The organism is Alphaproteobacteria bacterium LSUCC0684, from assembly GCA_041228335.1.
Taxonomy (GTDB): Bacteria; Pseudomonadota; Alphaproteobacteria; order Puniceispirillales; family UBA1172.
This window is the reverse complement of record CP166130.1, coordinates 720,547-747,251: the sequence shown is the minus strand read 5'-3', so window position 1 is coordinate 747,251 and position 26,705 is coordinate 720,547. Positions and strand designations below refer to the sequence as shown.

The 26,705-nt window shown below is 55.3% G+C and carries 28 protein-coding genes; 5 read left to right on the top strand and 23 right to left on the bottom strand.

The genetic code is table 11. The features are described 5' to 3' along the window. Window positions 1-138: 138 nt before the first annotated feature. Window positions 139-600 (bottom strand): SET domain-containing protein, encoded by a 462-nt coding sequence (locus AB8880_03575; GenBank protein XDZ66486.1) that lies wholly within the window; start codon window positions 598-600, stop codon window positions 139-141. Between AB8880_03575 and AB8880_03570 the strand changes: the two genes are divergently transcribed. Next, complete coding sequence (locus AB8880_03570; protein ID XDZ66485.1) at window positions 599-763, top strand: hypothetical protein; 165 nt, start codon at window positions 599-601, stop codon at window positions 761-763. The genes AB8880_03575 and AB8880_03570 overlap by 2 nt on opposite strands. 2 nt (window positions 764-765) lie before the next feature. On the opposite strand, the gene AB8880_03565 is transcribed toward AB8880_03570, so the two are convergent. The 3 genes from AB8880_03565 to eutB form a co-directional block, all read right to left on the bottom strand. After that, window positions 766-1,878, bottom strand: coding sequence for an extracellular solute-binding protein (locus AB8880_03565; protein XDZ66484.1), 1,113 nt, complete (start codon window positions 1,876-1,878; stop codon window positions 766-768). A 156-nt stretch (window positions 1,879-2,034) separates the two neighbouring features. Beyond that, window positions 2,035-3,006: a cyclodeaminase gene (locus AB8880_03560; GenBank protein ID XDZ66483.1), complete on the bottom strand. Its 972-nt coding sequence runs from the start codon at window positions 3,004-3,006 to the stop codon at window positions 2,035-2,037. Then, window positions 2,999-4,015, bottom strand: a complete 1,017-nt coding sequence (gene eutB / locus AB8880_03555; GenBank protein ID XDZ66482.1) for a hydroxyectoine utilization dehydratase EutB — start codon at window positions 4,013-4,015, stop codon at window positions 2,999-3,001. Before eutB ends, AB8880_03560 begins: the two co-directional genes overlap by 8 nt. Window positions 4,016-4,178: 163 nt before the next feature. Here eutB and AB8880_03550 point away from each other — a divergent pair, with 163 nt between their 5' ends. Then, complete coding sequence (locus AB8880_03550) at window positions 4,179-5,222, top strand: asparaginase (protein XDZ66481.1); 1,044 nt, start codon at window positions 4,179-4,181, stop codon at window positions 5,220-5,222. A gap of 9 nt (window positions 5,223-5,231) precedes the next feature. Here the strand turns inward: AB8880_03550 and AB8880_03545 are convergent, their stop codons facing one another. The 7 genes from AB8880_03545 to AB8880_03515 all read right to left on the bottom strand — a co-directional run bounded on the left by AB8880_03545 (window position 5,232) and on the right by AB8880_03515 (window position 12,651). Then, window positions 5,232-5,603, bottom strand: coding sequence for a c-type cytochrome (locus tag AB8880_03545; GenBank protein ID XDZ66480.1), 372 nt, complete (start codon window positions 5,601-5,603; stop codon window positions 5,232-5,234). 144 nt (window positions 5,604-5,747) lie between these two features. Further along, window positions 5,748-7,454 carry a hydantoinase B/oxoprolinase family protein gene (locus AB8880_03540; protein XDZ66479.1) on the bottom strand — a complete coding sequence of 569 codons (1,707 nt, stop codon included), beginning with the start codon at window positions 7,452-7,454 and terminating at the stop codon, window positions 5,748-5,750. Further along, on the bottom strand, window positions 7,451-9,532 hold the full coding sequence (locus AB8880_03535; protein ID XDZ66478.1) for a hydantoinase/oxoprolinase family protein: 2,082 nt from the start codon (window positions 9,530-9,532) through the stop codon (window positions 7,451-7,453). Before AB8880_03535 ends, AB8880_03540 begins: the two co-directional genes overlap by 4 nt. 53 nt (window positions 9,533-9,585) lie before the next feature. Continuing rightward, complete coding sequence (locus AB8880_03530; protein XDZ66477.1) at window positions 9,586-10,167, bottom strand: peroxidase-related enzyme; 582 nt, start codon at window positions 10,165-10,167, stop codon at window positions 9,586-9,588. Window positions 10,168-10,263: 96 nt separating this feature from the next. Then, window positions 10,264-11,649 (bottom strand): multicopper oxidase family protein, encoded by a 1,386-nt coding sequence (locus tag AB8880_03525; protein XDZ66476.1) that lies wholly within the window; start codon window positions 11,647-11,649, stop codon window positions 10,264-10,266. A gap of 55 nt (window positions 11,650-11,704) precedes the next feature. Then, window positions 11,705-12,187, bottom strand: coding sequence for a cytochrome c (locus AB8880_03520; protein ID XDZ66475.1), 483 nt, complete (start codon window positions 12,185-12,187; stop codon window positions 11,705-11,707). Window positions 12,188-12,204: 17 nt separating this feature from the next. After that, entirely contained in the window at window positions 12,205-12,651 is a 447-nt protein-coding gene (locus AB8880_03515) for a DUF4396 domain-containing protein (protein XDZ66474.1), read from the bottom strand. Between the two features lie 62 nt (window positions 12,652-12,713). On the opposite strand from AB8880_03515, the gene cueR reads away from it, so the two are divergent. Beyond that, window positions 12,714-13,118, top strand: coding sequence for a Cu(I)-responsive transcriptional regulator (cueR, locus tag AB8880_03510; protein ID XDZ66473.1), 405 nt, complete (start codon window positions 12,714-12,716; stop codon window positions 13,116-13,118). Window positions 13,119-13,123: 5 nt separating this feature from the next. Here the strand turns inward: cueR and AB8880_03505 are convergent, their stop codons facing one another. From AB8880_03505 to AB8880_03450, 12 genes are all read right to left on the bottom strand, one after another. Next, window positions 13,124-14,794: a sulfatase-like hydrolase/transferase gene (locus AB8880_03505; GenBank protein XDZ66472.1), complete on the bottom strand. Its 1,671-nt coding sequence runs from the start codon at window positions 14,792-14,794 to the stop codon at window positions 13,124-13,126. 154 nt (window positions 14,795-14,948) lie between these two features. Beyond that, complete coding sequence (gene ureG / locus AB8880_03500; GenBank protein ID XDZ67011.1) at window positions 14,949-15,563, bottom strand: urease accessory protein UreG; 615 nt, start codon at window positions 15,561-15,563, stop codon at window positions 14,949-14,951. An 8-nt stretch (window positions 15,564-15,571) separates the two neighbouring features. Next, on the bottom strand, window positions 15,572-16,207 hold the full coding sequence (locus AB8880_03495) for an urease accessory protein UreF (protein XDZ66471.1): 636 nt from the start codon (window positions 16,205-16,207) through the stop codon (window positions 15,572-15,574). Beyond that, window positions 16,204-16,662: an urease accessory protein UreE gene (locus AB8880_03490; GenBank protein XDZ66470.1), complete on the bottom strand. Its 459-nt coding sequence runs from the start codon at window positions 16,660-16,662 to the stop codon at window positions 16,204-16,206. The genes AB8880_03495 and AB8880_03490 overlap by 4 nt, the downstream gene beginning before the upstream one ends. 19 nt (window positions 16,663-16,681) lie before the next feature. Further along, on the bottom strand, window positions 16,682-18,391 hold the full coding sequence (gene ureC / locus AB8880_03485; GenBank protein XDZ66469.1) for an urease subunit alpha: 1,710 nt from the start codon (window positions 18,389-18,391) through the stop codon (window positions 16,682-16,684). Further along, window positions 18,391-18,696, bottom strand: coding sequence for an urease subunit beta (locus AB8880_03480; GenBank protein ID XDZ66468.1), 306 nt, complete (start codon window positions 18,694-18,696; stop codon window positions 18,391-18,393). The genes ureC and AB8880_03480 overlap by 1 nt, the downstream gene beginning before the upstream one ends. 14 nt (window positions 18,697-18,710) lie before the next feature. Further along, complete coding sequence (locus AB8880_03475) at window positions 18,711-19,016, bottom strand: urease subunit gamma (protein ID XDZ66467.1); 306 nt, start codon at window positions 19,014-19,016, stop codon at window positions 18,711-18,713. A gap of 14 nt (window positions 19,017-19,030) precedes the next feature. Continuing rightward, entirely contained in the window at window positions 19,031-19,861 is an 831-nt protein-coding gene (locus AB8880_03470) for an urease accessory protein UreD (protein ID XDZ66466.1), read from the bottom strand. Window positions 19,862-20,005: 144 nt separating this feature from the next. After that, window positions 20,006-21,886 carry a hypothetical protein gene (locus tag AB8880_03465; GenBank protein ID XDZ66465.1) on the bottom strand — a complete coding sequence of 627 codons (1,881 nt, stop codon included), beginning with the start codon at window positions 21,884-21,886 and terminating at the stop codon, window positions 20,006-20,008. A 16-nt stretch (window positions 21,887-21,902) separates the two neighbouring features. Continuing rightward, window positions 21,903-22,565, bottom strand: coding sequence for a type IV pilin protein (locus tag AB8880_03460; GenBank protein ID XDZ66464.1), 663 nt, complete (start codon window positions 22,563-22,565; stop codon window positions 21,903-21,905). 189 nt (window positions 22,566-22,754) lie between these two features. Further along, complete coding sequence (locus AB8880_03455; GenBank protein ID XDZ66463.1) at window positions 22,755-23,624, bottom strand: SDR family NAD(P)-dependent oxidoreductase; 870 nt, start codon at window positions 23,622-23,624, stop codon at window positions 22,755-22,757. A 327-nt stretch (window positions 23,625-23,951) separates the two neighbouring features. Further along, window positions 23,952-24,872 carry a DMT family transporter gene (locus AB8880_03450; protein XDZ66462.1) on the bottom strand — a complete coding sequence of 307 codons (921 nt, stop codon included), beginning with the start codon at window positions 24,870-24,872 and terminating at the stop codon, window positions 23,952-23,954. A 240-nt stretch (window positions 24,873-25,112) separates the two neighbouring features. Here AB8880_03450 and AB8880_03445 point away from each other — a divergent pair, with 240 nt between their 5' ends. Both AB8880_03445 and AB8880_03440 read left to right on the top strand, forming a co-directional pair. Further along, entirely contained in the window at window positions 25,113-25,571 is a 459-nt protein-coding gene (locus AB8880_03445) for a hypothetical protein (protein XDZ66461.1), read from the top strand. A gap of 138 nt (window positions 25,572-25,709) precedes the next feature. Further along, window positions 25,710-26,585, top strand: a complete 876-nt coding sequence (locus AB8880_03440; protein ID XDZ66460.1) for a DMT family transporter — start codon at window positions 25,710-25,712, stop codon at window positions 26,583-26,585. The last annotated feature ends 120 nt before the right edge of the window (window positions 26,586-26,705 follow it).

Genomic DNA, 26,705 nt, shown 5'->3' with positions numbered 1-26,705 from the left:
TCTGGTACAGCCCCAAACAAAATTTTTCTCATTTCACCGGTTTTGAAGAACAAAATTCCCTTCAAGGGACAGGTGAGCGAATTTCTTTCAGCACCCGTTCTGGAATGGCGGGATCAATTCCGAACAAACTGGCTGGGGCTATTCTCTCGTCTTCCAGTATTCTTCGCCGTAATCCTGAAAGATCTCCTCGCCCGGCTCAATATCCCGAAGCGCCGAGAAACGGACGAAGCGATTATCCTCGTCTATTTCCCATTCCGAGTTGGCATCGGAGGAGTGATTGTACATCATGCCATATCCCATCACGACAAGGTAATCCGTCTTGGCATCCGGGCTGGTGAAAAGATAGTCATTCAGGCGATTTTCTTCCTGAAGATCATCATCATCAATCACGATATAGGGGCAGCGTTCAATCACCTCGCCTTTCCTGATCGGAACAGCGGCGAAAACACCCTGGCCATGGATCGGGGAGTCGCCAATGATGATCTTTGATTCATTTGGCAGGCCGGACCCGGATGCGGGCTGAGGCACAGTCCCGGGTCTGTTTTGCGAACGCTTGGCCATGATTTCATCCTCAACCTGTTCCGGTTGAGGTTCTTTCATGACCCGGCATTTCTTTCAAGCGAAAAATCATCCACCTGCAGAGCGGTGCGTCATGCAGGTGCAGAGACTTGCCGGATATCCCGCCTCGCAGGCAAAAAAAGAAGGGGCATTACTGCCCCTTCCCTTGTTTCAGATCATTTTAAACCTTGCGGTTTATCCCTGATGTTACTGAGCCATCCAGGCGTTGAAACGCTCGGAGATTTCAGCGCCGTTATCTGCCCACCAGTCCGGATCGGCAATGATTGTCCGATCGTTAACTTCGGCGCGGTTCGGCATATGCTCAAGGATGCGGGCACCGGTGTTGAACCATGGCTCACCAGCTTCGATGATCTTCAGCGCGGAATTCCGCATCGGACCATAGTTGATGTAACGAGCCTGTTCAGCCTGTGCCTCGGTTGAAGACATATGTGCTGCCAGTTTGAAGGCTTCTTCCTTGTTCGGAGCACCTTTAACAACAACCAGCCATTCCTCTTCGAGCACCTGACCGTCCCAGATGGTCACGAAAGGCTGGCCATCGTTGAGGATCGCGGAACCAATACGTCCGTTATAGGCAAGTGACATGGCCACTTCACCGGAAGCAACCAGTTCAAGCGGCTTGGCACCGGATGACCAGAAGACAACATGGTCCTTGATGGTATCAAGTTTGGCAAAAGCACGATCGATCCCGGCCGCGGTATCCATCACGTCATAGACTTCGTCAATGGCGACACCATCGGCAACCAGCGCCATTTCGATGAGTGCGTTACCCCAGGTGTGGATGCCACGCTTGCCGGGGAATTTTTCCACGTCAAAGAAATCTGCGATGGTTGAAGGCTGAATCCCGAAGGATTTCTGGTGCTTGGTCTGGCCGTTTGAGGGATAGTCTTTCTCGCTGAAGAAGGCAGCATAGGACCACCAGATCTGCGGCACCACGCATTTGTTTGGCAGCGGAACCATCAGGTCTTCAGACATCGGCACGCCATCTGGAGTTGGCAGACGATACTCATCCGGAATTTCTTCAAACAGGCCTTCGTCACAACCAACCCGGGCTTCGCCAGGAAGAACGTCAACGATATCCCACTGAACATTGCCGGACTCAACCTGAGCGCGGACTTCACCAAGACCACCATTGTAGTTGATCCAGTTGATTTTCTCACCAGTCCAGGTTGGCTCATACCCCTTCTGCTGGGATGCGGTATATGCGCCACCCCAAGAAACAACATTGACCTCAGCCATAGCAGAGGCAGCCAATGTCATCGAAGCCAGCGCAGCCGAAGCCACTATGGTTTTTACAGACATTTTCAAAATAAATTCTCCCAATTCTGTGTACTGTCGGGGTTCATCCCCTTACTTGATACATATCACACCAAGATATCATGCGGCGTGTCAAGGAATTTAGCGAAATCAGTGCGGATTTTGTCCCAATTCTGAGAAAATTCCGACATCTTTGGCGCCTCAGCCATTGAAGAGGCGGAAGGCATGGGTGGCGATGGCCGTATCCTGGGCACCCGTGCCGGTCAGATCCGCCACCGTGATTGACGCATCATCCTTGCGGCCTGGTGCATCACCGGCGATCACGGCACCCAGTTCCACCGCAATGCTCTCATCACATATGCCGGCTTCAAGTGCCGGGCGCAACTCCCCGAGCAACCGGGCCTGGGCAATGACATCGCAGCAATAGCAATCCACCTGCCCCAAAATCATCGGGTCCAGTTCATTCTTCTCATGCTGATCTGATCCCATCGCCGTGATATGAAGCCCGGGGTGAAGCCATTCCGCCTTGATCAGCGGTGAAGATGATGGCGTGGTCGTGATGACAAACTGGCTTTCCCTGACCAGTTCTTCGGCCTCGTCGACCACCTTGACCTTGACGCCTTTATCCTTGAAGTCATCCGCCAAATCACTGGCGCAGGTTTCGGCCCGCTCACGTGATCTTCCATGGATGAGAAGATGGACAAAGGGACGTTCAAGAAAAGCTGCCCGGGCCTGGAGTCGTGCCTGAACGCCGGTGCCGATCACGCCAGCTGTTGTCACGGATGACGGCGCCAGATGACGCGCCGCCACTGCCCCGGCGGCCGCGGTGCGGATATCCGTCAGATAGCCATTATCCAGGATGACCGCCTTGACCAGCCCCGTATCTGCCGCGAAATAAACCACCAGCCCGTTCAGGCTGGGCAGACCAAGGGAGGGGTTGTTGAAAAACCCGGGCGAGATTTTGATGGCGAACCCGTCGAGCCCTGGGATATAGGCTGTCTTGACATCGACCTCGCCATTGACCTCGGGCAAGGCCATGGAAAGGATCGGTGGCTGGATAACCTTGCCGGCGGCGAGTTGCTCAAACGCGCCTTCGATGAGATCAACCATCTTGCGGTCAAGCGAGATCTTCCGGCGCAATTGCTCTTCACTGATGATCAGTACATCACGCATATGCTTTCCCCCTGATCACCTTCTCGCCGAGAACAACATCACGCCCCTCGATGATATCGGCAAAGATTTTCATGTTGAGATTGCGGCCCGTAATGATAGCTGCAGCAGGAGTTTTGAGCCCCGGGAGTTTGCCTGAAAGAAGCGCGGCAAGCCCCACAACACAGGCCCCTTCGGCCACGATCCGGTCTTCATAGAATAGCGCCTGCATGGCGTGATAGATTTCCTCTTCGCTTACCAGCAAGAGCTCATCCACATATCGCTGGCAGAGATCAAGCGTGTAGCGGTTGTCGGCCCCGATACCTCCACCCAGACTGTCCGCAAGGCTTGCGACTTCGTCCACATCCACCGGCTTTCCGGCAGCAAGACTTGCGTGCATGGCCGCCCCGCGATCCATGCTCACCCCGATGACGCTAATCGAAGGTTTGATGGTCTTGGCCGCAAGAGCAATGCCGCCGATGAGCCCGCCACCTGAAACCGGCACAATCAGTGTTTCCAGATCCGGCCGGCTTTCGAGAATTTCAAGCCCGATTGTTCCCTGCCCGGCTATGACATGCGGATCATCGAAAGGTGATATTTCAACGAGGCCCTCTTCTCTGGCAAGCTGTTCCGACAAGGCCCAGGCATCATCCTGGCTTTCCCCGATGATGCGGACATCCGCCCCAAGCGCTTTTATTCCTTCAACCTTGACTTCGGGCACCAGCGACGACATGCAGATCACTGCCGGCAGGCCGCGCATTCGGGCGGCATAGGCAACGCCGCGGCCATGATTGCCGGTTGAACAGCAGATCACGCCCCTGGCATCGGCTGGCAGAGCATTGACCGCGGTCATGGCACCCCTGATCTTGAACGCCCCTATGGGCTGCATATTTTCCAGCTTGAGAAGGAAATCCCCTCCGGCCCGGCCGGAAAAAAACGGCGACGGGATGAGCGGTGTCTGGTCAGCCACCCCGGAAATGGCCTTTCGAGCTTTCAGAATATCGCTCAGGTCCGGCTGATTGTTCAACGTCATGGCACTTCCCCTCCCATCGGGGATATCCTAGTTTGGTTAAGGCATGGGCACAACCCATCCCGGCTGGCACGATCGGGCAAGGCGCAAATCAATTTTCACCATGGACATGCGAGGCAGGCAGGTTACATACTCAGGCATTGAACAGCACCTCACCTGAACCATCATGCGCAATCCACGAATTGAACTCCCCCTGATTTCACCCGATCCGCTCCGAATTGTCGTGACCCGTGGCGATGCCGAAGAAAGCGTGCACGATGTCGATATCGCCCTTGTAGATGGCGATGGCCATGTTCTTCTCGGTCTCGGAGATATTGAACGTCCGGTTTTCCCGCGTTCGGCCATGAAACCGCTTCAGAGCATTGCTCTTGCCGAAACGGTGATGGAAAGCGCCGGCCATCATCATCTATCCGCGGAAGAGATAGCACTGATCACCGCAAGCCATAACGCCGAACCGCGCCACGTCGAGGCGGCAGCAAATCTGCTTGATCGGTTTGGCATCGACCCGGCCGCTCTTGTCTGCGGCGCCCACTGGTCACTGGATCAGCCCACGGCGATTGCCCAGGCAAGGATGATGGAGACCCCGACGAGGCTTCATAACAACTGCAGCGGCAAACATGCGGGCATGCTGGTGCTTGCCCGCATCATGGGTGCCTCGCTTGAAGGGTATAACGCGCTGAGCCACCCGGTGCAGCAGCGTATCCTAGGCATCCTTGAGGCCATGACCGGCACAGACCTTGCCGCCCATCCACATGGAATTGATGGCTGCGGTGCCCCTGCATTGAGCGGCCCGCTCGGTAACTGGGCCCGGGCCTTCGCTCTCTTTGCCGGTGGCGGCGTCATCCCTGAAAGACGGGAGAAGGCCTGCGCCCTTATCCGCGACAGCATCGCCGCTGCGCCTGAGATGATTGCCGGCACCGGACGCGCCTGCACGGCGATTTCCCGGAGCTATGGCGCAGCAATCACCGCCAAGACAGGTGCCGAAGGCGTGTTTGCGGCGGCGTTCCATGAACTTGGGCTGGGCCTGATGGTCAAGACAAGAGACGGAAACAAACGCGGGGCTGAAGTCGCCATCGGCGCGGTGATCCATGCCCTTGGCTATGATCACCCCGATGAGGTTAGGCCCTTCTTCCGTCCGGGCCTCAAGAACTGGGCCGGAGAAGACGTCGGCAGTATTTATGCAAAAGACCCGCTACGCCTTGACGCCTGAAGCCGCTATCTACTGGCTGAACTGCTTGAGATAGGCGATCACGTTGGCGCGATCTTCGTCCTTCTTCAGGCCGGCAAAAGCCATCCGCGTGCCCTTGATATATTTTTTCGGCGCCGCCAGATACGCATCCAGCGTGGTTTCATCCCAGACAATCCCGCTTTCCTTCATGGCGTCGGAATATTTCTTGTAGCCTTCGGCGGAACCCGCGGCTCGGCCCATGATATTGACCAGATGCGGGCCGGTCTTGTGTTTTTCACTATCAACCACATGGCAAGCCTTGCATTTCTTGAAAACTTTCTCGCCTGCGCCGGGATCTCCGGCGATGGCTGGCGCGGCAAAAACAACAAGAGACGCTGACAAGATCAGGGCAGAAATACGCATATCAAAAACTCCGGTCCGGTAAAAAATTAACCTGCGTATTCTTGCGGGCCATGGCCGCAACGTCAACCACCATGAGCAGAAAGATTTGCCTGAACGGTCTGATCAAAGACATTTTTCTGAAATTTCAGGTATTTAAGCCGATGCTCAAAAGATTTCGCCGTTGCGGGATCGCGCAAGCACTTTCTCGCATTCGGCCTCGGTCAGGCCATGATATCTTTGGGCATATTCAGGGGTGATATAGCCAAGTGCAAGGTCACGTTCCACCAGTTCCCGCGCACGTTCCCCCGGCTCGCCATAGCCTGCCCCGCCCGGGAAAGCCATTCGGACAATATGCCCATGGGGGACAAACTGCCTGCCCTTGCCCTTCATGACAAGACCATCGTTGCGGGTAATGCTCGTCGGCGCCCCGTTGCCGCCACCAGCGCGTCCACGGGCCGGGTGATCAATCCGGTCAAACATGGCCTGAAGGTCAAATTCATGACCTTCCCGGACGCCGACATCCATGAACTGTCCAAGTCCGCCGCGATACTTGCCCGCCCCGCCGCTGTCCTCCCGGAGCTCCTTGCGCCAGATCAGCACCGGCCCGACATTCTCGGTCGCCTCCACCGGCATCGTCATCACCCCCGATGGAAAAGCCGTCGCGTTCATCCCGTCGAGATCAGGCCTTGCGCCGGAGCCGCCTGAATTGAAGGTCAGCACCTCGGCCCGGATGGCATCTTGCGGGGGAGAGGTATCAGATCGTGGCCGGATCGATACCTGAAAATTGCACAGGCAGCCCGCCCCTTCGGCAGGAACCGTCCCGGGGATAAGCTGATCAAGCGCCGCATAGATGGCATCAGGGATCATATGGCCGATGATATGCCTCAAGGCCACCGGCGCCGGATGGACGGCATTGACAATCGATCCTTCCGGGGCGGTGATATGAAATGGCTCAAGCGATGCCGCATTATTCGGAATTTCAGGTGCAATCGCACATTTCAGGGCATAACAGGCATAGGCCTTGGTATAGACAAGCGGAACATTGATCCCCTTTTTATCCACCCCGGATGTGCCGGTAAAATCACAGGAGATATGGTCCCCCTCAAGACGGAGTCTGACCTTGAGATCGATCGGGGTGCTGTAGCCATCGATCCGCATGGCGCCTTCTGCCTCGGCCTTGCCAAGGGCTGCAATCCGCTCAAGCGTGGCTTTTCTTGAAGATGAGAAAATAAACTTCGCAACACCTTCAAGATCTTCAAGATCAAACTCATCCATCATGTCGACAAGCCGCCGATGGCCGATGACGTTGCAGGTCACCAGCGCGAAAATATCCCCGATCAGCTGATCCGGCAGACGCACATTGCCGCGGATGATATGGATCAGGGTGTCGTTGACCTCACCTTCGGCCATCAGTTTCATGATGGGGATATAGAGCCCTTCCTCAAAGACCGAATTTGCATCCGCCCCGAACCCGCGGCCGCCGATATCGACAATATGCGCCGTGCAGGCGAAGAAGCCGACAAACCGCCCCCGGTGAAACGATGGCGTCACCACGGTGATATCATGCAGATGCCCTGTGCCTTCCCAAGGATCGTTGGTGATATAGACATCACCTTCATGGATATTGCTGCGCCCGATCCGGCGGATGAAATGCGCCACCGCATCAGCCATGGCATTGACATGGCCCGGGGTGCCGGTCACGGCCTGGGCCAGCATCCTTCCGTTGCTGTCATAGACTCCGGCCGAAAGATCACCTGCCTCACGAACAGAGGTGGAAAACGCCGTACGGACAAGCGCCTGGGCCTGTTCTTCCACCACCGAGATCAGGCGGTTCCACATGACCTGGAAAGCTACCGTCGAACCCGGTTTCATGACTGCCCTCCTTCCACAAGACAAAGATCAAGGCAGCCATCCGTCAGCGCGCCTGCCATGCGGCTTGCGGGAACGACGATCGTGGTCTCCTCTTCGGTGATGACCGCAGGCCCGGAGACCAGACTGCCCGGCTCGAGCGCCGCCCTTTGATGTTCTGCTGCCACGAGCATCGCTCCGCTCGCGGCATCGAAAAGCTGGCGCTCACCTGAAGGCTCAGGCGTAATCCCATGCTTCGGCGGCAGGGCTGCCGATGGCGGCGGCACCTCGGTATGGGCATTGACGGACCAGACGGTGATTTCCACCTCCATCCCGGCAACCGGACGTCCGAAAAGCCTTGTATAGGCCTTCTCAAAAAGATCAAGGATAACCCGGCGGTCAGCCTCCATCGCCTGCGCGCGTGTCAGGGGAACGGGAATTTCCCAGCCCTGCCCTGCATATCTCATGAAAACCCGGAAATCTGCCAGTATTTCAGCTTCAGCATCGCAGGTCCGGACAAAGCCCATCGCTTCCGCTTCCATTTCAGCAAAAAGATTGCGGACAAGTTCAGGATCAAATCTCCCCGAGGTCATGAAAACACTGCGATTGGCTTCAAAACTGAACGGCGCCCGCAGGAAGCCGATCGCCGAGCCGACCCCGGCCCCGGCAGGGATAAGGCATCGTGATATGCCAAGTTTCTCGCACAGCCTTCCGGCGTGGAGCGGTGCCGCCCCGCCAAAGGCAATCATGGTATATTCGCTAAGGTCTTCGCCATTCTCGACCGCATGGACACGGGCGGCGTTGGCCATATTTTCATCCACCACCTCGACAAGCCCCCAGGCCGCCTCGACGGTATCCATCCCAAGCCTTGCGCCAAGCACATTTTCAAGTGCAGCAATGGATTTTTCCGGATAAAGGGTGATGTTCCCGCCGGCAAAACGATCCGGATCGAGCTTGCCGAGCATGAGATCGGCATCGGTTACCGCAGGTTTGTCTCCGCCTCTGCCATAGCAGGCGGGGCCGGGTTCGGACCCCGCGCTTTCCGGCCCGACACGGATCTGGTCCATGCTGTCCACATGGGCAAGAGATCCGCCGCCAGCCCCGATTTCCACCATGTCAATCACGGGAATGGAAATCGGCATGCCGGATCCTTTCTTGAACCGGTAGGTCCGGGCAACCTCAAAGACACGGGCGGTCTTCGGTGTCTGCGCCTTGATAAGGCAGATTTTTGCCGTCGTGCCGCCCATATCAAAGGAAAGCACTTTGTCCAGCCCGTGGCGGGCCGCTATATCCGCGGCAAAGACAGCCCCGCCCGCGGGGCCACTTTCCACCAGCCGAACAGGGAACATTGCCGCATTTTCAAGTGAAATGATTCCGCCACCAGAATGCATGAGAAAAACCGGGCAACCTGCGCCTTCGTCTTCAAGGCGTGCTTTCAGCCGGTCCAGATAGGATTTCATCAGCGGCTGGATATAGGCATTGGCGATGGTGGTGTTGAAACGCTCGTATTCACGCATCTGCGGGGAGACCTGGCTTGAAAGAGACACCAGCACCCCCGGCAGCCGCTCGGCCAGAATATCGGCAATCTGCCTTTCATGGGCATCATTGACATAGGCATGGAGAAGACCGACGGCGACGCTCTCATATCCGGCGTCTTTGATCTCATCGGCCAGTGCCTCGACCTCGCGCCGGTCAAGGGGGATCAGCACCTCTCCATCCGCGGCGAGGCGTTCACGAACAGTATATCGCCTGTTGCGGGGAAGTAGTGGTTCCGGCAGCACAAGGTTGAGATCATATTGCTCAAACCGGCTTTCGGTCCGCATTTCTATAACATCACGAAACCCCTGGGTGGTGATAAAGGCGGTGCTGGCGCCGCGGCGTTCGATCAACGCGTTTGTTGCCAGTGTCGTTCCATGGATGATCTGGCTGATCTCCTGCGGCGTGGTACCGGCCTTGGCCGTAACAGTCCTGATCCCTTCGATGATCGCATCTTCAGGCCGGCCATAGGTGGTGAGCACCTTGGTGGAAAACCGCCCCCCCGGACCTTCCAGCACCACATCGGTGAAGGTGCCACCTATATCAACGCCTAGCCGGATGCTCATAAAGAACTCTTCCTTTCACCTGCCAGCAACTCACCTGGCAAAAGCCATCAAATTTAGCGCCCCAGCGCATAGAATTCATCATTCGGACGAAGCGCCAGCATACTTGCAAGCCGGTTGCTCATGGCAAAGAAAGCTGAAATCGCCCCGATATCCCAGATATCCTCATCGGAAAATCCATGTTCACGCAAGATGCTGAAATCTGCTTCTGCCAGTTCCGATGATTTGTTGGCAACGGCGACGGCAAAATCAAGCATGGCCTTCTGCCGCGGTGAGATCTCCGCGTGCCGGTAATTGGTGGCAATCTGGTCGGCAATTCGGGGATTCTTCTCATAAACACGGAGAATGGCGCCATGGGCCACCACGCAGTAAAGGCAGTCGTTTTCCGCCGATGTCGCCACAACGATCATTTCCTTTTCAGCCTTTGTCAGGCCGGATTCGCGCCGCATCAGCACTTCATGATAGGCAAAAAAGGCCCGCAACTCATCGGGACGGTGCGCAAGCCCCAGAAAGACATTGGGCACGAAACCTGCCTTTTCCTGCACGGCCATGATCATCTCCCTCATGTCTTCGGGAAGAGACGTGATTTCAGGCACAGGATAGCGTGAAATATGGAGCTGATCAGGCGACGCGGTCATGGCAATATTTCCTTAGCTTCGGGATGACCGCATTGTTCCACAATGGCCAATCATCACGCAATGCCTTTTCCGATCTTCATCAATGAAAGGATGAAACTAGCTGATGCTGATCACGCCGCCCATGCCGGCGGCATGATGTTCAAGCATATGGCAGTGGAAAAGCCACAGGCCCGGATTATCGGCAATGAAGACAAGATCGGCTTCTTCACCTGGCGCCATCAGATAGGTATCGCGCAGAACATGCCGCTCCTGATCTCCGAATTCACGCGAGCGGACCCAGAAATGATGCCCGTGCAGATGCATGGCATGCTCCCATCTCGTATCGTTCCGGACACGCAGAACCGCGCGCTCACCAAGCGACAGATCAGCCAGGATATGATGATATCCCCCCACCACGCCATTGAAGGCCCAGAGTTTGGAATGCTCGGTCGCAAGTTCACGCAAGGGCAGCACCTCGCCCTCGAATTCGGCGGCGGCAAGGTTGCCCATGGCACCCCCCTGCATGTGGATCGGAATAATCGTTGCACCATCGATCAGGGGCATGGGGTAGAGCGGGGCCGGATCTGGAAGGAGACGTTTTCCGCTCCCGCCCGCCACCTCCTCGTTGCGGGTAAACCATGCCGCAGCAAAAGGTCGGCTGGAGCTGACCTCATAAAGAGCGTCGATTTCCGCATTTCCATCAAGAAGAAGATCAACACGCTGGGCTGGCGCCAGCCGGATCGTATCGGTGCGGAAGGGCGTGCAGGCAGCGCCGTCAAGGGCAATGATTTCAACAGGCAGTCCATCCCCGAAACGAAACGCAAGGGTCCGGGCATTGGCCGTATTCATCAGGCGGATGCGGGCGGTTGACCGGGGCAGATTCACCCGGGGTCTGCTCTCTCCATTGATGGTCAGCCAGTTGCCAAGCCGCCCCTGATGCGACCAGTCCATGAGTGAGCCAAAGCTCTGCTCATCAAGCTGATAGCCCTCATCCAGACGCCAGTCATCGGCAACGAGGAGAATGTCATGTGGATCAGCCCTGGGCGCATCTTCGCTGACAATCAGCGGACCATAAAGTCCGCGGGCCACCTGTTCCCAGGATTTGTTATGGGCGTGATACCAGAAACTCCCGGCATCGGGGAGAGGAAAGGTATAGGTAAAGGTCTCACCAGGTTCAACCGCAGGCTGGGTCAGTTCCGGCACACCATCCATGGCATTGATGTTGCGGATGCCGTGCCAGTGCACCGTCGTCGGCTGATCGAGTCTGTTGGTGAAATTCACCTTGAGGATATCTCCCTTGCGGGCACGGATCAGCGGCCCCGGCGAGGTGCCGTTGTAGAGCCAGAGACGGGTCGGATCACCTTCACTTCCGGCAAGCGGGAATTCGGCTGGCGCGGCTGTCAGATCATAAACCTGCTCTCCCGCCAGCCCCGGCACAGGGATCGCTGTGAAGGCGACTGATGCGGCGAGCGACTGGATCATCGAACGGCGAGTCAGCATCATGTATTTTCCTTCCCGGATATCAGCATAGAGAATTGAAACTCATCAAAAAACAGCATTATTGCCGAAACCGCTGGTGGCAGGCTTTGCAACTGCCCGCCAATTCCCCGAAAGCATCATCAAGCCCTGCAATATCGCCGCTTCGGGCAAGACGTGAAAGTGTATCCGCTGCCTGTTCATGACTTCTGGCGGCCTTTCGGAACCCTTCAACATCTTCCCAGATTGCGGCCGCAGCCTCGGAGGGCGCAGCGCCACTGCCTTCGGGAAAATATTCAGGTATCCGAACCGCCCAGTTGCGGATCTCATCTGCCAGCGGGACAATGGCTTCAGCCTCCCCATCCCGGATCAGCCGCCGGATGGATTTGAGGTTTTCCTGGCTTTTCTTGAAATTATCCATCCGCTCCTTGACGATGCCGGTTGCATCTTTATGGGCATGGGCCAACCCGCCAATCAGCACGCCAGACACCACCACGAAAGATCCCGCAAAAAGAGAGGTGATATAAAGTCGGCTTGCGGATTTGGCGTTGGTTTTCAGGATCATCTCCATTCCCAAATGTGTTAATGGCAGGCCTTGCCCAGCGCTTTCAGCCGCCAGTAATTATACGGCAGCGGCGTGATAAACCCGGCCGTCAGCATGATGGGCAATACCCACCAGGTGAGCCGCGCTCCACCGGTGAGCATCACGTCCACCGCATTCATCGCCACTTCCATGGAAATCATCGACAGGAGTGACATGCCAAGCGCGGTTTTAAGCGCCAGCGCCAGCGCCATCTGCCGGGAAAGAATAATGGTTTCAAGAATAATTGACGTCAAAAGACCGTTCATGATCGCCAGACTCATGATCGCCAGCGTCGGCCAGTCAATGCCGCTCACCTGGAAAAAAAGTATTGTTCCCATATCGCCGATGGAACAGCCGATAAGACACCACATCGTATTGATCGATGCCCGCCGCCAGGTGTGCCGACAGGTCCAGCTGATTCCTTCACTTGTTGCAATCGCGCTCATATTGACCTCCTGTTGATATCCTTATACGCTTTCCCCTAAGGGGAAGGTAAAGAGGAAAAAACATGAATATCAGCGAAGCTGCTCACCGCTCCGGCCTGACGGTAAAAACGGTCCGCTATTATGCGAATATCGGGATGATTGTGCCCGCCCGCCACAAGGCGACCGGATATCGCGCCTATGCGGATAGCGATATTGCAAAACTGCAACTTGTCGGCACAGCGCGAAAGTTTGATTTTTCGGTGGAGGAATGCCGGGAGTTGCTTGCGCTCTACGAGGACAAGAACAGGCCAAGCCGTGAAGTCAAGCAGATGACGCTCAATAAAATTGCCGAGATCGATCAGAAACTCTCCGAGCTTGCCTCGCTCAAGGCTCAACTCAGCCATCTTGCTTCTTCATGCGATGGAGACAACCGGTCTCACTGCCCCATACTCAATGCCTTTAGCAAGGGAGAAAAGGAAATCAGCTAAAAGGGCTATTTCCTGTCATGACGCTGGCGGGCAGGGCCGGTATAGTGGCGCATGAGTTCCGGGTCGACATCGCCAGAACGTTCCGCGCCGAGGATAATACCGGTATGGGCAGGGCGTTCCCGCCTTGCCATGAGTTCCGCCTTGCTCATCGTCGTTCGCTGTGCCGGGCGTCGCGCCCATTCAAAAAGCTTGTCGTAACACGCATCGATGACGTCAGCATAGGCCGGCTCACGCCCGAGATCGACCAGTTCATGCGGATCGTTTTCAAGATCAAAGAGCATTGGCGGCAGACCGCCTTCGGCATGGATGAACTTCCATTTTTTATCCGCCACCATGAAGAGCCGCGCATCATCCGGGGATAGATGGAGCTCATCGGCCATGGCGGAGGCCGAAAAGTCATATTCGCTGATCGCATATTTACGCCATCCTTGCGGTGTCTCACCATGAAGAAACGGCATCAGAGACCGGCCTTCCAGTATCTCGTCCGGTTGCGGGCTGCCAATGAAATCAAGAAACGTCGGGGCAAGATCGATACTTTCCACCAGCGCATCCGAGACGTTCCCGCGGGAAGCATCAGCCTTGCTTGAAGGGTCATGGATGATCAACGGCACCTTGACCGATGGCTCATGAAAAAGGTCCTTTTCCCCCAGCCAGTGATCACCCATGTAATCGCCATGATCCGAGGTGATCACGATCATGGTGTTATCCATCTGGCCGGATTCTTCGAGCCAGGAGAAGAGAACCCCCATCTGATCATCGATCTGTTTGATCAGCCCCATATAGGCACCAAGCGCCTTGGCGCGCACCGACTCCTTTCTGAAAGCCTGGCCGATGGCATTTCCGGCAAAGGCAGCATAGACAGGGTTGGGATTCTTGAGCTCATCCTCATGACGGTTCACGGGGAGGAAATGTTGAGCCCCGTAGATGTCATGATAAGGGGCCGGCACGATATAGGGCCAATGTGGCTTGATATAGGAAAGATGGCACAGCCACGGGGTTTCGGGGCTTGATTTACGTTCTTCAAGAAACCTGATGGCTTCACGGGTGAGCCAAGGCGTTTCCGAATCTTCCTCGCGGATATTTGCAGGCAGACCGGCATTTTCATAAAGCCATCCAGAGGCGATATTGCCATCATCATCCACCCCGGCATTGGCGTAGTCATGCCAGGGATTGCCGCCGTCATAGCCCCGCGACCTGAGATACGCCTGATAGGGTGAAGGCTTTTGGTCATAGGCACCGTCAGGCCCCTCCCCCCAAAGTCCGTCATCGCGAATAAAGGCATCAAACCCGCATTCGGCGACCCGGGCACCGATCACGCTATCCGGGGCAAGCCCCAGCCGTGCCATGCCTCTTGCATCCACCCGCATATGGGTTTTACCGATGAGGACAGCATCCATGCCGGCATTGCGCAGGTGATCACCAAGGGTGACTTCACCCACCTTGAGCGGCACATTATTCCACGCCGCCCCGTGCGAGCTGACATATCGGCCGGTATAGAAGGACATGCGCGAGGCCCCGCAAACCGGCGACTGGACATAGCATCGATTGAACCGGAGCGACTGTTGCGCCAGCCGATCGATATTCGGGGTATCAAGATGCGGGTGGCCCGTGCAGCCAAGATAATCAAACCTCAACTGATCAAACATGATGAAAAGGATGTTTCGTTGAGGGCTCATCTCAATGTCTCAAGAAGGGTCAGAGCATTTCCCGGAAATCGCCCGGGCTTACCATAGTATTATGGATGAGAGCCTCTTCGCCAACCCCCTGATCACGCATTCTTGAAACGGACAGAACCGAGGCGGGAAAACCTGCCCCATCTTTCTTGGGATATCACTTCAGGTGCAAGCCGCCCTGATCGACGAGAAAATCGACCAGTTCATCAATGCCCCTGCTTTTCCGCATCGAGCCGAAAATAAACGGCCGCCCGCCGCGATTTTCCCTGGTATCCCGCTGCATCTGTTCAAGATCAACATCGACATGCGGGGCAAGTTCAATCTTGTTGACCACCAGCATATCCGAACGCATCAGCGCCGGTCCTTTCTTGCGCGGAATATCCGCCCCCATGGCGACATCGATGACATAGATGGTCAGGTCTGCGAGTTCAGGGCTGAAATTTGCCGCCAGATTATCACCACCGGATTCAATCAGGATCAGATCAAGATCAGGAAAGCATCGCTTGAGATCCTCCACCATGGCCAGATTGACCGAGGCATCCTCACGAATGGCGGTATGCGGGCATCCGCCGGTTTCCACGCCGCGGATACGTTCTTCAGGAAGAGCCTGCGCCCGCACCAGATAATCGGCATCCTCACGGGTATAGATATCATTGGTGATCACGGCCATGGAAAGACGCGGCGCCAGCGCCCGGCACAAGGCTTCCGTAAGGCTTGTCTTGCCGGCCCCGACAGGCCCGCCTATTCCCACCCTTAATGGGCCATGCTTGATCTTTGCCGTCATGTCCGATACATCCTGACGTCATCATATTCGTGCTGCATGGATACGATATCAGCAATCAGCGCCGAGCCACCCAGATCATCAAGACTTGATACATCAACCTCATCTTTAAGTTTGTGAATACCCGGCATGAGACGGACTAGACAGGATTGCCCCGCCATCTGCCCGATGGGGATGTTCCGCACCCCGACTGAAATAAGGTTGCTGGCAAAAGCCTGCAGGTAGCTCTGGATTGTCAGGCCAGGATCAAGCCCGAGTTTTGATGCAGCGACCCCGACCGCGACCGGATAAGCCAGCCCATCAGGCAACGCCAGGCCATAACTTTCATTGACCACGTTGGTGAAGGCTCTACCCATTTCAACAGTTTCCTGATGCCGTTCCCTGCCAGCGGCAAGACCGAGACAGAGGTCGTTGCAATCCTCCCCCTTGAAGGCGGCTTGGATGAAAAGCGCATCGTTGCGCCCTGTTCCGTGGCTGATGATAGAGGCTATCCAGTCCTGCAGGCTTTCCGCATCTTTCACCAACCCCTGATTGATTGCGCGCTCAAGACCGTGGGAATAGCTGAAACCGCCTATTGGAAAGGCTGGAGAGAACCAGGATTGCAGAATGGAAATATTGTGCTCAATGCTTCTCATGGCAGATCATGATGGTGCTCATGCCCATGGGTCCGGCCATGGCCGTAGGCACCGCCTTCGGGTGAGAACGGTGCCTCAACAGCCTCAAGTCTTGCGCCAAGCTTTCTGAGCATTTCTTCAACCACATGATCCTGCCGGATCAAGAGATGATCGGACCGGATCTCACATGGCGTATGCCGGTTGCCGATATGCCAGGCAATCCGGGGGAGTTCGTCATGCCTCACCTCAACCAGCGGCTCCGGGGCGGAAACAACACGAAAGATGCGGCCATCATCGAGCAGAAACCCCTCGCCTTCTTCCAGCGATCGTGTTTCGGGCAACTCGACCAGAAAGGACTCGCCACCATCGCTGACAAGTTTTCGGCGGCGCAGGAAACGTGCCTCAAATGTCAGGGTAACCGTATCGTCATAATGGTCATGAGATTCGATTTTTTGGATATGATGGGCAACATGCATCTTTCGACCTGCCTTGCCGTCAATAAAGGAAGTACCGCTGCGCCATGGGCAGCACCTCTGCCGGGGCGCAGGTCAGCAACTCTCCATCGGCACGGACTTCATAGGTTTCGGGGTTAACCTCAATTCGTGGCAGGGCATCATTATGGATCATGCTGGCTTTGGAAATATTCCGCGTTTTTTCCACCGCCAGCGTCTGATTGGCAAGACCAAGGGATGCCCCGATGCCGGAAGACTGCGCCGCCGCACTCACAAAAGTCACGGCCGATGCCGACACCGCGCCTCCACAGGAGCCAAACATCGGCCTTGTATAGACAGGCTGGGGCGTTGGGATGGATGCATTCGGGTCCCCCATCTGCGCAACGACAATGCTCCCTCCAAGCAATACCATTTCCGGTTTGACGCCAAAGAATGCCGGATGCCATAACACAAGATCGGCACGCTTACCGACTTCGATGGATCCGATATGTCGGGATAACCCGTGGCAGATGGCCGGATTGATCGTGTATTTCGCAAGATAGCGTTTGACCCGGGCATTGTCATTATCGCCTGTCTCTTCCGCAAGCCTGCCCCGCTGGATTTTCATTTTATGGGCTGTCTGCCAGGTGCGGATAATCACTTCGCCGACACGCCCCATGGCCTGACTGTCCGACGCGATGATGGAAAATGCCCCCATGTCATGCAGAATGTCTTCCGCCGCGATGGTCTCTTTTCTGATGCGGCTTTCCGCAAAGGCCACATCCTCTGGGATCGACTTGTCGAGATGGTGGCAGACCATGAGCATATCAAGATGCTCTTCCAGCGTGTTGACGGTATAGGGCCGCGTCGGATTGGTCGATGACGGAATGACATTGGGCTCACCGCAAACCTTGATGATATCCGGTGCATGGCCGCCGCCTGCACCTTCGGTATGGAAAGCATGGATCACCCTGCCCCTGATCGCGGCAATGGTATTCTCGACAAACCCGCTTTCATTAAGCGTATCGGTATGGATCATCACCTGCACATCCATGGCATCTGCAACCGAAAGGCATGTATCGATGGCAGCCGGGGTGGTGCCCCAGTCTTCATGAAGCTTCAACGCCGATGCTCCGGCAGAAACCTGTTCTTCCAGCGCCCCGGGCAGACTGGCATTGCCTTTGCCCGCAAAGGCCAGATTCATGGCAAAGGCATCCGCCGATTGAAGCATTCTTGAGATATGCCATGGCCCCGGGGTGCAGGTTGTTGCCAGCGTGCCATGGGCAGGCCCGGTACCGCCACCCAGCATGGTGGTCAGGCCGGAATGAAGCGCATCATCAATCTGCTGCGGGCAGATGAAATGGATATGACTGTCAAACCCGCCAGCGGTGACAATATGCTTTTCCCCGGCGATGATCTCTGTTCCGGGGCCGATGACGATATCAACGCCGGATTGGGTATCCGGATTGCCGGCCTTGCCAATGGCATGGATCACGCCATCCTTGAGCCCGATATCTGCCTTGTAAATCCCCGTAACATCGACAATCAGCGCATTGGTGATGACGGTGTCAACGGCACCGTCCTGCCTGGTCAACTGCGACTGCCCCATGCCGTCGCGGATCACCTTGCCGCCACCGAACTTGACTTCCTCGCCATAGCTGGTGAGGTCTTTTTCCACTTCAATGAATAATTCGGTATCGGCAAGGCGGATTTTGTCACCCGTCGTCGGGCCATACATGTCGGCATAGATTTTACGCGAGATTGATACCGCCATCACAGCTCTCCCATGATCTGCTGATTGAACCCGAAAACCCGCCGCGCCCCGCCATAGGGGATGAGGCGCACAAGACGCTTCTGCCCCGGCTCGAACCTGACCGCCGTCCCGGCAGGAATATCAAGGCGCATCCCGCGACTGACCTCACGATCGAAGGCAAGCGCCGCGTTTGCTTCATGAAAATGATAATGGCTGCCAACCTGAACCGGCCTGTCGCCCGTATTGGCCACTTCAATCTCGATGGCCTCATGATCTGGGTTGAGCAGCAACTCTTCATCATTGACGATTACTTCACCTGGTATCATCTGCCTTGCTCCCTTTACGAACGAACGGGGTGATGGACGGTCACGAGTTTCGTGCCGTCGGGAAAAGTCGCCTCAACCTGAACATCATGGATCATCTCCGGCACCCCTTCCATGCAGTCACCACGGCGGACAACATGGGCGCCGGCTTCCATCAGCTCGGCCACGCTCTTGCCATCCCGCGCACCTTCAACGACGAAATCGGTGATCAGCGCCACCGCTTCCGGGTAATTGAGCTTGACACCCCGGGCCAGGCGGGACCGCGCCACCATGGCCGCCAGCGAAACCAGCAATTTGTCTTTTTCTCTCGGGGTCAGTTTCATGGCCTCTCCTTAATCTATAATGCCCAGGCTCTTGGCAGGGGTAATGACGTCATCCGTTCAAGTATTGTTGCGATGGTGGGTTTGATCGAAAAGAGTTCCGGCGCAACAAGCCGCACCACCAGTTTGCCATCCCAGGATGACACCCCAACCCATGCGCCATCGGTGGACTCAATATTGCGGAGAGTGGCAGCCAGCGGATGTAATTCCTCTGGCGCAATCATCAACAATGTTGCCATCACGCCAGCCTGATTTGCGCCTGCCGCATGTGCAAGAATTGCCCTGACATCACCCGCCAGCCGGAAAGCTTCGGCATGAACAAGCTGGCCATCACGATGCACCCGCCAGTGATCCTCAATATGACCCGCGGTCATCACTTCACCACTGGCTTTACGGCCAAACACAACAATTTCACCCAGCACTACCTTGCTGGAGGCATCAAGATGGACATCAATCCGGCGGCAAAACCGGCTCCTGTCATAGAGAATGGTTTCATGCGGCAACCAGAATACATCGCTCCTGCCCGTTGCCTTGATGGTCAGACGGGCCTCAGCCATGCCGCCCCCAAGCGCCTGATACACCCGCTCTGCTGCCTGCGTTGTTGCCGCGATGCGGCTGTTCGCCTCGGCGCAAATCTCATAGGAAAAGATATCACCATCAGCAAGCCCGCCAGCGGTATTGGCGAGCACAACTTCCGTCGCCTTCCCATATGTTACGGGCAGGAATGCCTTGGCTGATCCGGACTGGAACAACCGCTGCAATGCCGCATCCTTGAGGGTGAGATTTACCTTGCCATGAGCGCGTTCAAGGGCAATCTCTTCGTGATGCAAGTCGGCAGATCCGGGCATGATGGCTTTCCACCATAATCAATAGGTAAATTATATTTTACTAATATATATCAGCATAACGATCTGGCCAGTCGTCTTGCGACGCAGATGACAGATTAAAGGATTTCTTGCAGATATCGGTGACAGGTCTTTCGGCAGGTTTTCCTACTGATGGGCGCAGAATTCGCCCTCTCTTGCAATGTCATAGGTCTTGTTCACCGTGAGGATGAGAGAGGGATCACCGGGCATGCCGCCCCACTCGATCAGATACCCATGGATTGAGGTGCTGTTATTTGGAAAATCGTTCCAGGTGCCATCCCGATAGAAATGGAGATGGTTCTCCGCGATACCGGTCGAGCTGAGGGTATAATTGTTCGGCTCACATTGACGGAAATTCCGGTAGGGCTGATCCGAGCCCCGGTCATCGAAAGTGTTTCCTGACCTCGGATAGGATTTCGCCGCATTGCTGTTTCGTCTGAGGTTCGACAACTCGGCCACGGTGCAGTTACCGGTATCGCGGAACATGTAATCCAGCCTTTCCGGCCCCGTCACCCAGTACCAGTACCCCTCCCCTTCGCCATAGACATAGATTGCAGGATAGGTGGAGCTGAACGGCCGCTGGGCCAGTGAATTGACCTCCGCTGCCGTCACGCCACATAAACCCTGCACCGTGCTGTTTTCAAGACGATCACAGGCACCAAGCCAGCCGAAGCCATCAATCTTGGGTTCGATATAGGCCTGTTCCGCCGCGCTGGTGATGGTGGCCAGATATCCTTCAAGCCCGAACAGTCTTTTGGCATTGCTGCTGGCCTCGATACGGGCATCGTTGAAGGTGATGTCGTTTCGGTCAACATAATCATAGAAATGCACCCGGCCATCAGCATGGTTATAGGGTATCCGGTTTGACAGCGAGAAGATCAGTGATCTTGTGCCTGTCGAAGCGCTGCCGCTGCTGTCATAGATATATCCCACCTTGCGAAAGATATTGATCCAGTTGGCGAGCGTGGTTGTACCGCTGAACTCAAGCTCGCCTGAACTTTTGTCATAGACGGCAGTGATCCCGGCGACGCCAAATCCTCCATAGGTCACATCACCTGTCGCGGAATCGGTTGAAATCGAAGTCGCACCCCGGACAAAGAGCTTATCACTGGTGTTGTGATCTCCACTGATGGTGACCGTTGCACCTTCAATACTTCCCGCAGAACTGCCCGCGCTGAACTGGGTCTCCGAAATACCATTGTTGAGAATACATCCCCGCTCATTCGACACGGTAAGGGAAACATCTGTTGATGCGGAAAGCCCGTAGGTATCCGCGTTGCTGTCGGTCACCGTGACCGAAATCGTGTATCGCCCGGGGGAAAGATCTTCAACACTGACGCCACTTGCCAGCGTCAGGCTGCCGGATGGGTTGATATCAAACCGGCGGCTTGCCTGCGGGTCGTCATCATGGCTTGCGATCAGCGAATGGGTAACGCTCCCAACGCCGTTATCCAGCCTGTTGCCAAGCCCGTCAATCAGCCCCAGCGACTGGCTATGGCTTGTATCGGTGCCATCAAAACTGACCGATCTTCGCGTCACCTGCGGGGCCTGGACCGCGTACATGTTCCCCGCCGTGATCGCGGCCATTATCTTGGCTTCGGTGACCGGCATCGTAATCGCGCCGAGTTCCGCGGCATAGGCTTGCGCATAAAGACCATTGCCGGAGGTATCAACCCCGCTGATCGAGGATATTGCGGCCAGCCTGTCCACGAATTCCTGTGCGCTGATCGCCCCGTCATTATCGGCGTCAAAAAGGGCGAGATTGTCCGTGCCCGTATAGACGTAACTGCCGGTATTCGCAAAGCCGGTTGCCAGAGCCGCAATATCAGCGGGATCAATTGGCTGGGCGCCGTCAACACCGATGAGATTATCGAGAATGTCGCTCACCCTCGATCCATCAACATATTTTCCCTCGCCAAATTCGCTGGTGGTGAAACCTGCCATTGCCCCGGCCTGGGGCAGAACAGTGCCTAGAACAGCAATCGGCAAAAAGACTGAAGGTTTCATTTCCATTCTCCCTTGATCATCTGAACGCTCCCGGGGAGGCGCATTTATCGATATTTCCGGGATGGGTGGACCAGTTGAGCCTGCAGGCACTCTCGCTCCCATAGCCGAGATGCGGCGGCGCTGAACAATCCGTGCCGACATCGGTGGTCGCGCAACTGTCCTCCCCACTGCAGAAACAGGTGAATAACCTGTACTGGCTGCTTTCAATCGTCGCGATGCTGTTGACGCAGGCAACCATCAGGCTGCCGCGCGGGACATCGATGCTGGCCCCGCTGATCTGCACCGGGCATTGCGCAAAATAGTTGACGTTGTTCGAGGTATCGAGATAGTCCGCCTGCCTCCAGGCCCTGTTGCCGTTAAAGGCGAAAGGACAGGCATCATCATGGGTGTTTGTCTTGTTCTGTACCGTGTTGAGCTGAAAGACGATCTGATCCACCTGATCCCGGCACCAGGACGTCTTGCCGAGATTCTGGTTCAAGGCGGATCTGGAACTGATATCCGAGGTGATCGAGGCATGGTCATATTCCAGCAGATTGACCACCTCATCCGCGGTGGCGATGCCGGCATCATCTTTCGTGCTGGTAATATAGGTCTGATAAGCCACCAGCCCGACGGAAGCGAGAATACCGATAATCGCTATGACCACCAGCAGCTCAATGAGGGAAAATCCCTTTCCCACAACAGTTGCCCGAATGATCCTGCGCAAAAAAATAGTAACCGTGGCGCAACGCAAATGGCTCTCCTGTTTTCGGAAAAACCTAAGCGCAAGAAAGATATGTCAGCAATCACGCATTGGGATCAGCACATGACCCAAAGGGCAGCATTGCGAGGCAGGACAGGTGCTTTCAGGATGAAGAGCGCGGATGAATCATGCGGCTTTGTCCCTGACCCCACGAAGATTGACCAGCTGGGCGGCTTTTTCATAAAGCATCAGCCCAAGTTGATCATCCTGCATGTCAGGATGCGGGGAGGTCATCGGCCAGCCCCCGCTGCGGTGCTGTCTGGATCGATAGAAAACGCTGCCTTGGGAGAAATATTCCCCGGCATGATATTGGCTTTCCTCATCAAGCAGGCAATGAAGCGTGGTCTGAACCGATTGCCATGTCGTAATCAGTCCATCCGACCCTTTCAGGATCTTCAGCAGTTTCCTGTAAAGTGAGATATGGGGAAATTGCAAGGTTTTGGTTTGCGTGCACCCGATATGGACCCCAAAGGCAGATACGCCTGATCCTTCCAGCATTTTCGCCTGCGCGCGGGCATAGAGCGCTAACGCCAGTTTTGACTGGCACCAGGCTTCTCTTCCTGGATTTTTTCTGGTCCTGTAATCAAGATCCGTCAGATCAAGCTCACCACGTTCGTGAAAAACGCAGGATGTATGCACGATACGGGCAGGGGCGGAAATCTTCAGCAAGGGCATCAGCAATTCGGTCAGAAGAAACGGGCCAAGAAAGTTGACGCCGATTTGCCAATGATGCCCGTCATGGGTATTAACAGCTTTTGTCTTGTCCATGTCGCCGGTATTGATCAGGCCATCCAGCCAGGAATTGGTGTTCTTGAACTTGTCTGCAAAACGCCGCACCGAGTCCAGTGACGTCATATCAAGATGCTCACCGCGCACCGTTGGGTTGCCTGTTGATGCAGCAATTCTTTCCGCAAGGGCGTGCGTTGCGGCACGATCCTGACTGGCTATGACAACGGTCGCCGCTTGCGAGGCAAGCTGCCCTGCCAATGTTTTCATATGCCCTGATAATGTTCCTGTTATAAGATATGTTTTTCCACTTAGATCGCGGGCCAGGTTTTCATCTGAACACATGTGTAAAGCTGTCATTCGCAAACTCCTGTTCAAGGATACGCAGAATATTCAGCGCATAAGGATCATGTTTTTATTTCCAAAAAATTAAAATTATTATTGTTATTACAATAACTTAATAACATAGCATGCTGCCGGTGGCAAGGAAAACCCGGCCAACCTTCAGGCCTGGGCAGAAAGAAATCGTGCCGCCATAACAAGAACAGCAACCTTTCGATAAAGCCGGAACGAAATAACTGAGCCAGGCAGCTAGCTTCAACCTTTCACCTTGATCGGCAGATCGACCGAAGCTTTCCGGTTCTGCGCCCTTCGCTCCCGCACGATAATGATAAGCCCGGCACCAACGATGAAAAGCACCCCCGGGAAGAGCGTGGCAAAAGGTGCTTCATCAAAAAACATCCAGCCCAGCAGAAAGGAAATGGGAATTCCGAAATATTCAAACGGGGCGAGGATCGACGGCTCAACAAGCCGATACGCCACCACCAGCCCCATCACCCCTATTCCGCCAAAACATCCAAGCAATATAAAAAGCATGGCATCGGTACTTGAGGCAATCGGCACTGGCTCGCTGATGGTGAAAAGCAGCACCAGCCCGAAACAGAATGAGGCCCATTGCTGGCCCGTCTGAATTGCCGCGGAAGGAACATCATCGGGGAACAGCCTGACCAGCACGTTTGAAAGCCCGTAACCCAATGCCGCCAGCACCGGCAGCAGCATCCAGATCGTGAAAGCCTCGTCAAAAGGTTTAAGGATCGTCAGCACCCCGGCAAATCCTACCACGATTGCGGCGAACCTTACCCAGCCGACACGATGACCAAGAATGGGAATGGAAAGCGCCGAGATGAAAAACGGACTGGTGAAACCGAGCGCGGAAGCCGTGGCAAACTCGATCTTTGTCAGCGCGGTATAAAAACTCATCTGCGCCATCAGCACCGAAGCGCCGCGCAAGGCCAGTATCAGCAGATGCCGCGCCTTGAATATCTTGCGGATCTCGCCAAGCCCCGGGCCCATCATCAGAATGGCAATGACCGGGATGAGGCCGAAAAAATTACGCATGACCGATACCATCAGGATCGGGTAATCCCCGCCCAGCATGCGCACGATTACTCCCATGGAATCCAGCGCGGCAATGCCGACGAGGATGGCAATTATGGCCCGCAGAAGACTGGAACTCATGATCTGTTAACGCCTGAACATCATCACTCAAGGCCTATCAGTGATAAGAAGGGGTGTAAAGATATACCATTACAAGCCCCATAGAGCGCGGCTAACATTTTCCCGGCCATGTCGTTAATAGAAATATCCGAATTGTGATATCCTCCCTGACTTTGGACCGGCTTTGCCGGTCCATTTTTTTATGGCAGACTGGCAAATGCGGCAAAAGAGGAGAAATGCAATGGACCGGAAGAGACAGAAATGAAGAAACCGCTTCTGGCAGCGCTGGGTGCCTTGATGCTGGCAGGTCTTGGCAACTTGCCTCTTCTTGCCCCGCCTCTTCTTGCCCATGAGAAGAACAAAACCCCCTGCATGGTCGATGTCGTCTTCCAAGATGATGCGAACGGGGTTGCCACCTATTTCATGCTGCGGCTTCAGCTTAAAAACAGGTCTGGCCGGGGGGTTGAGGCTGTCTCGGTTCTCGTTCGGGATGAGTCAGGCGCATTGGTGCGCAACTCCGATGCGATCTGCGGCGAGCCCGGAAAAGGTATCGGCGCAGGCGATACCGGTCAATGCGAGAAAGCCATCCAGGTCATCACCGGCAAAATGTCACAGAAAGTCGGCTATGATGTCTGGGTGAAGATGATCGACGATCAGCGCACCCAGCTCCAGAACGCCCATATGTGTGAGATCCTTGGCGTCCGGTATCTCAAGGGTTGAGCCTCGCTTGTGAACCGACTCCTCGGGACCAGAAATGACGGGGCATCAACCTTGATGAAAAGCAATAAATTTTTTATTTCAAAACACCGCAATTAGGTTCACAGTCAATCCAGCGATTTACAACAAAAGTAGAATTCGATGAATTGGTCCGATAACGCAAAAGGGGTCACCTTCATGGTGGTCAGCATTTTCGGTTTCGTCGTCAACGATACTTTCATGAAATCTCTTTTCTATCATTACCCGCTTTTTGAAATCATATTTTTAAGGGGATTATTCTGCCTGCCCCTTCTTTTCATCGTGATGAAAACCAAAAAAATTCAAATCTTCAACCATGCAAGGACAGGTTGGAATTTCATGCTGATGCGGGGATTTGCCGAAGTCATGGCAACGATTTCATTTCTCAGCGCCTTAAAGTATCTTCCTCTTCCCAACGTCACCGCGATCATCCAGATCCTGCCCCTTACCGTGACGATGGCAGCGGCATTGTTTTTAAATGAACGCGTTGGCATAAGAAGATGGGCCGCGATCATTATCGGCTTTATCGGCGTGATCATTGTGATCAAGCCCGGGACTGAAGGTTTCTCGAACTACTCATTCTATGCCGTCCTTTCGGTTGTCTTTGTCACGTTGAGAGAGATCGTCACCCGCAAGGTTCCCGCCGAGGTTCCATCACTGATGGTAACCTTCGTCACCGCGCTGGCCGTGACCGTCATGTCCGGCGCAGCCTTGCCGTTCATTACCCTTGAAATGCCTGATGCGACCGCGTTGCTGCTGGTATTTTCGGCGGCGGTGGCGATTTTCTTCGGCTACCTTTTCAGCACCATGGCGATGCGTATAGGCGAGATCAGCCTGGTATCTCAATTCCGGTATACAGCCATGATCTGGGCGGTGATATTGGGCTATGTTGTCTTCAACGATATCCCGGCCCCAAACACCGTCATCGGCTCCGGCATCATTGTGGCATCCGGCATTTACGCCTTCCACCGGAAGAGAGTTAAAGAAGGAATTCAGTGACCGAAGGCAAGGTGATTGTCAAGGTGTCTTGCCCTCCTCCCGCAAGAACTTTCAAACAGGCCTGCCACTCCATGACGCCGCATCCCGAAAAGTGAAGATATCTCCATTCACCGCAGGTGT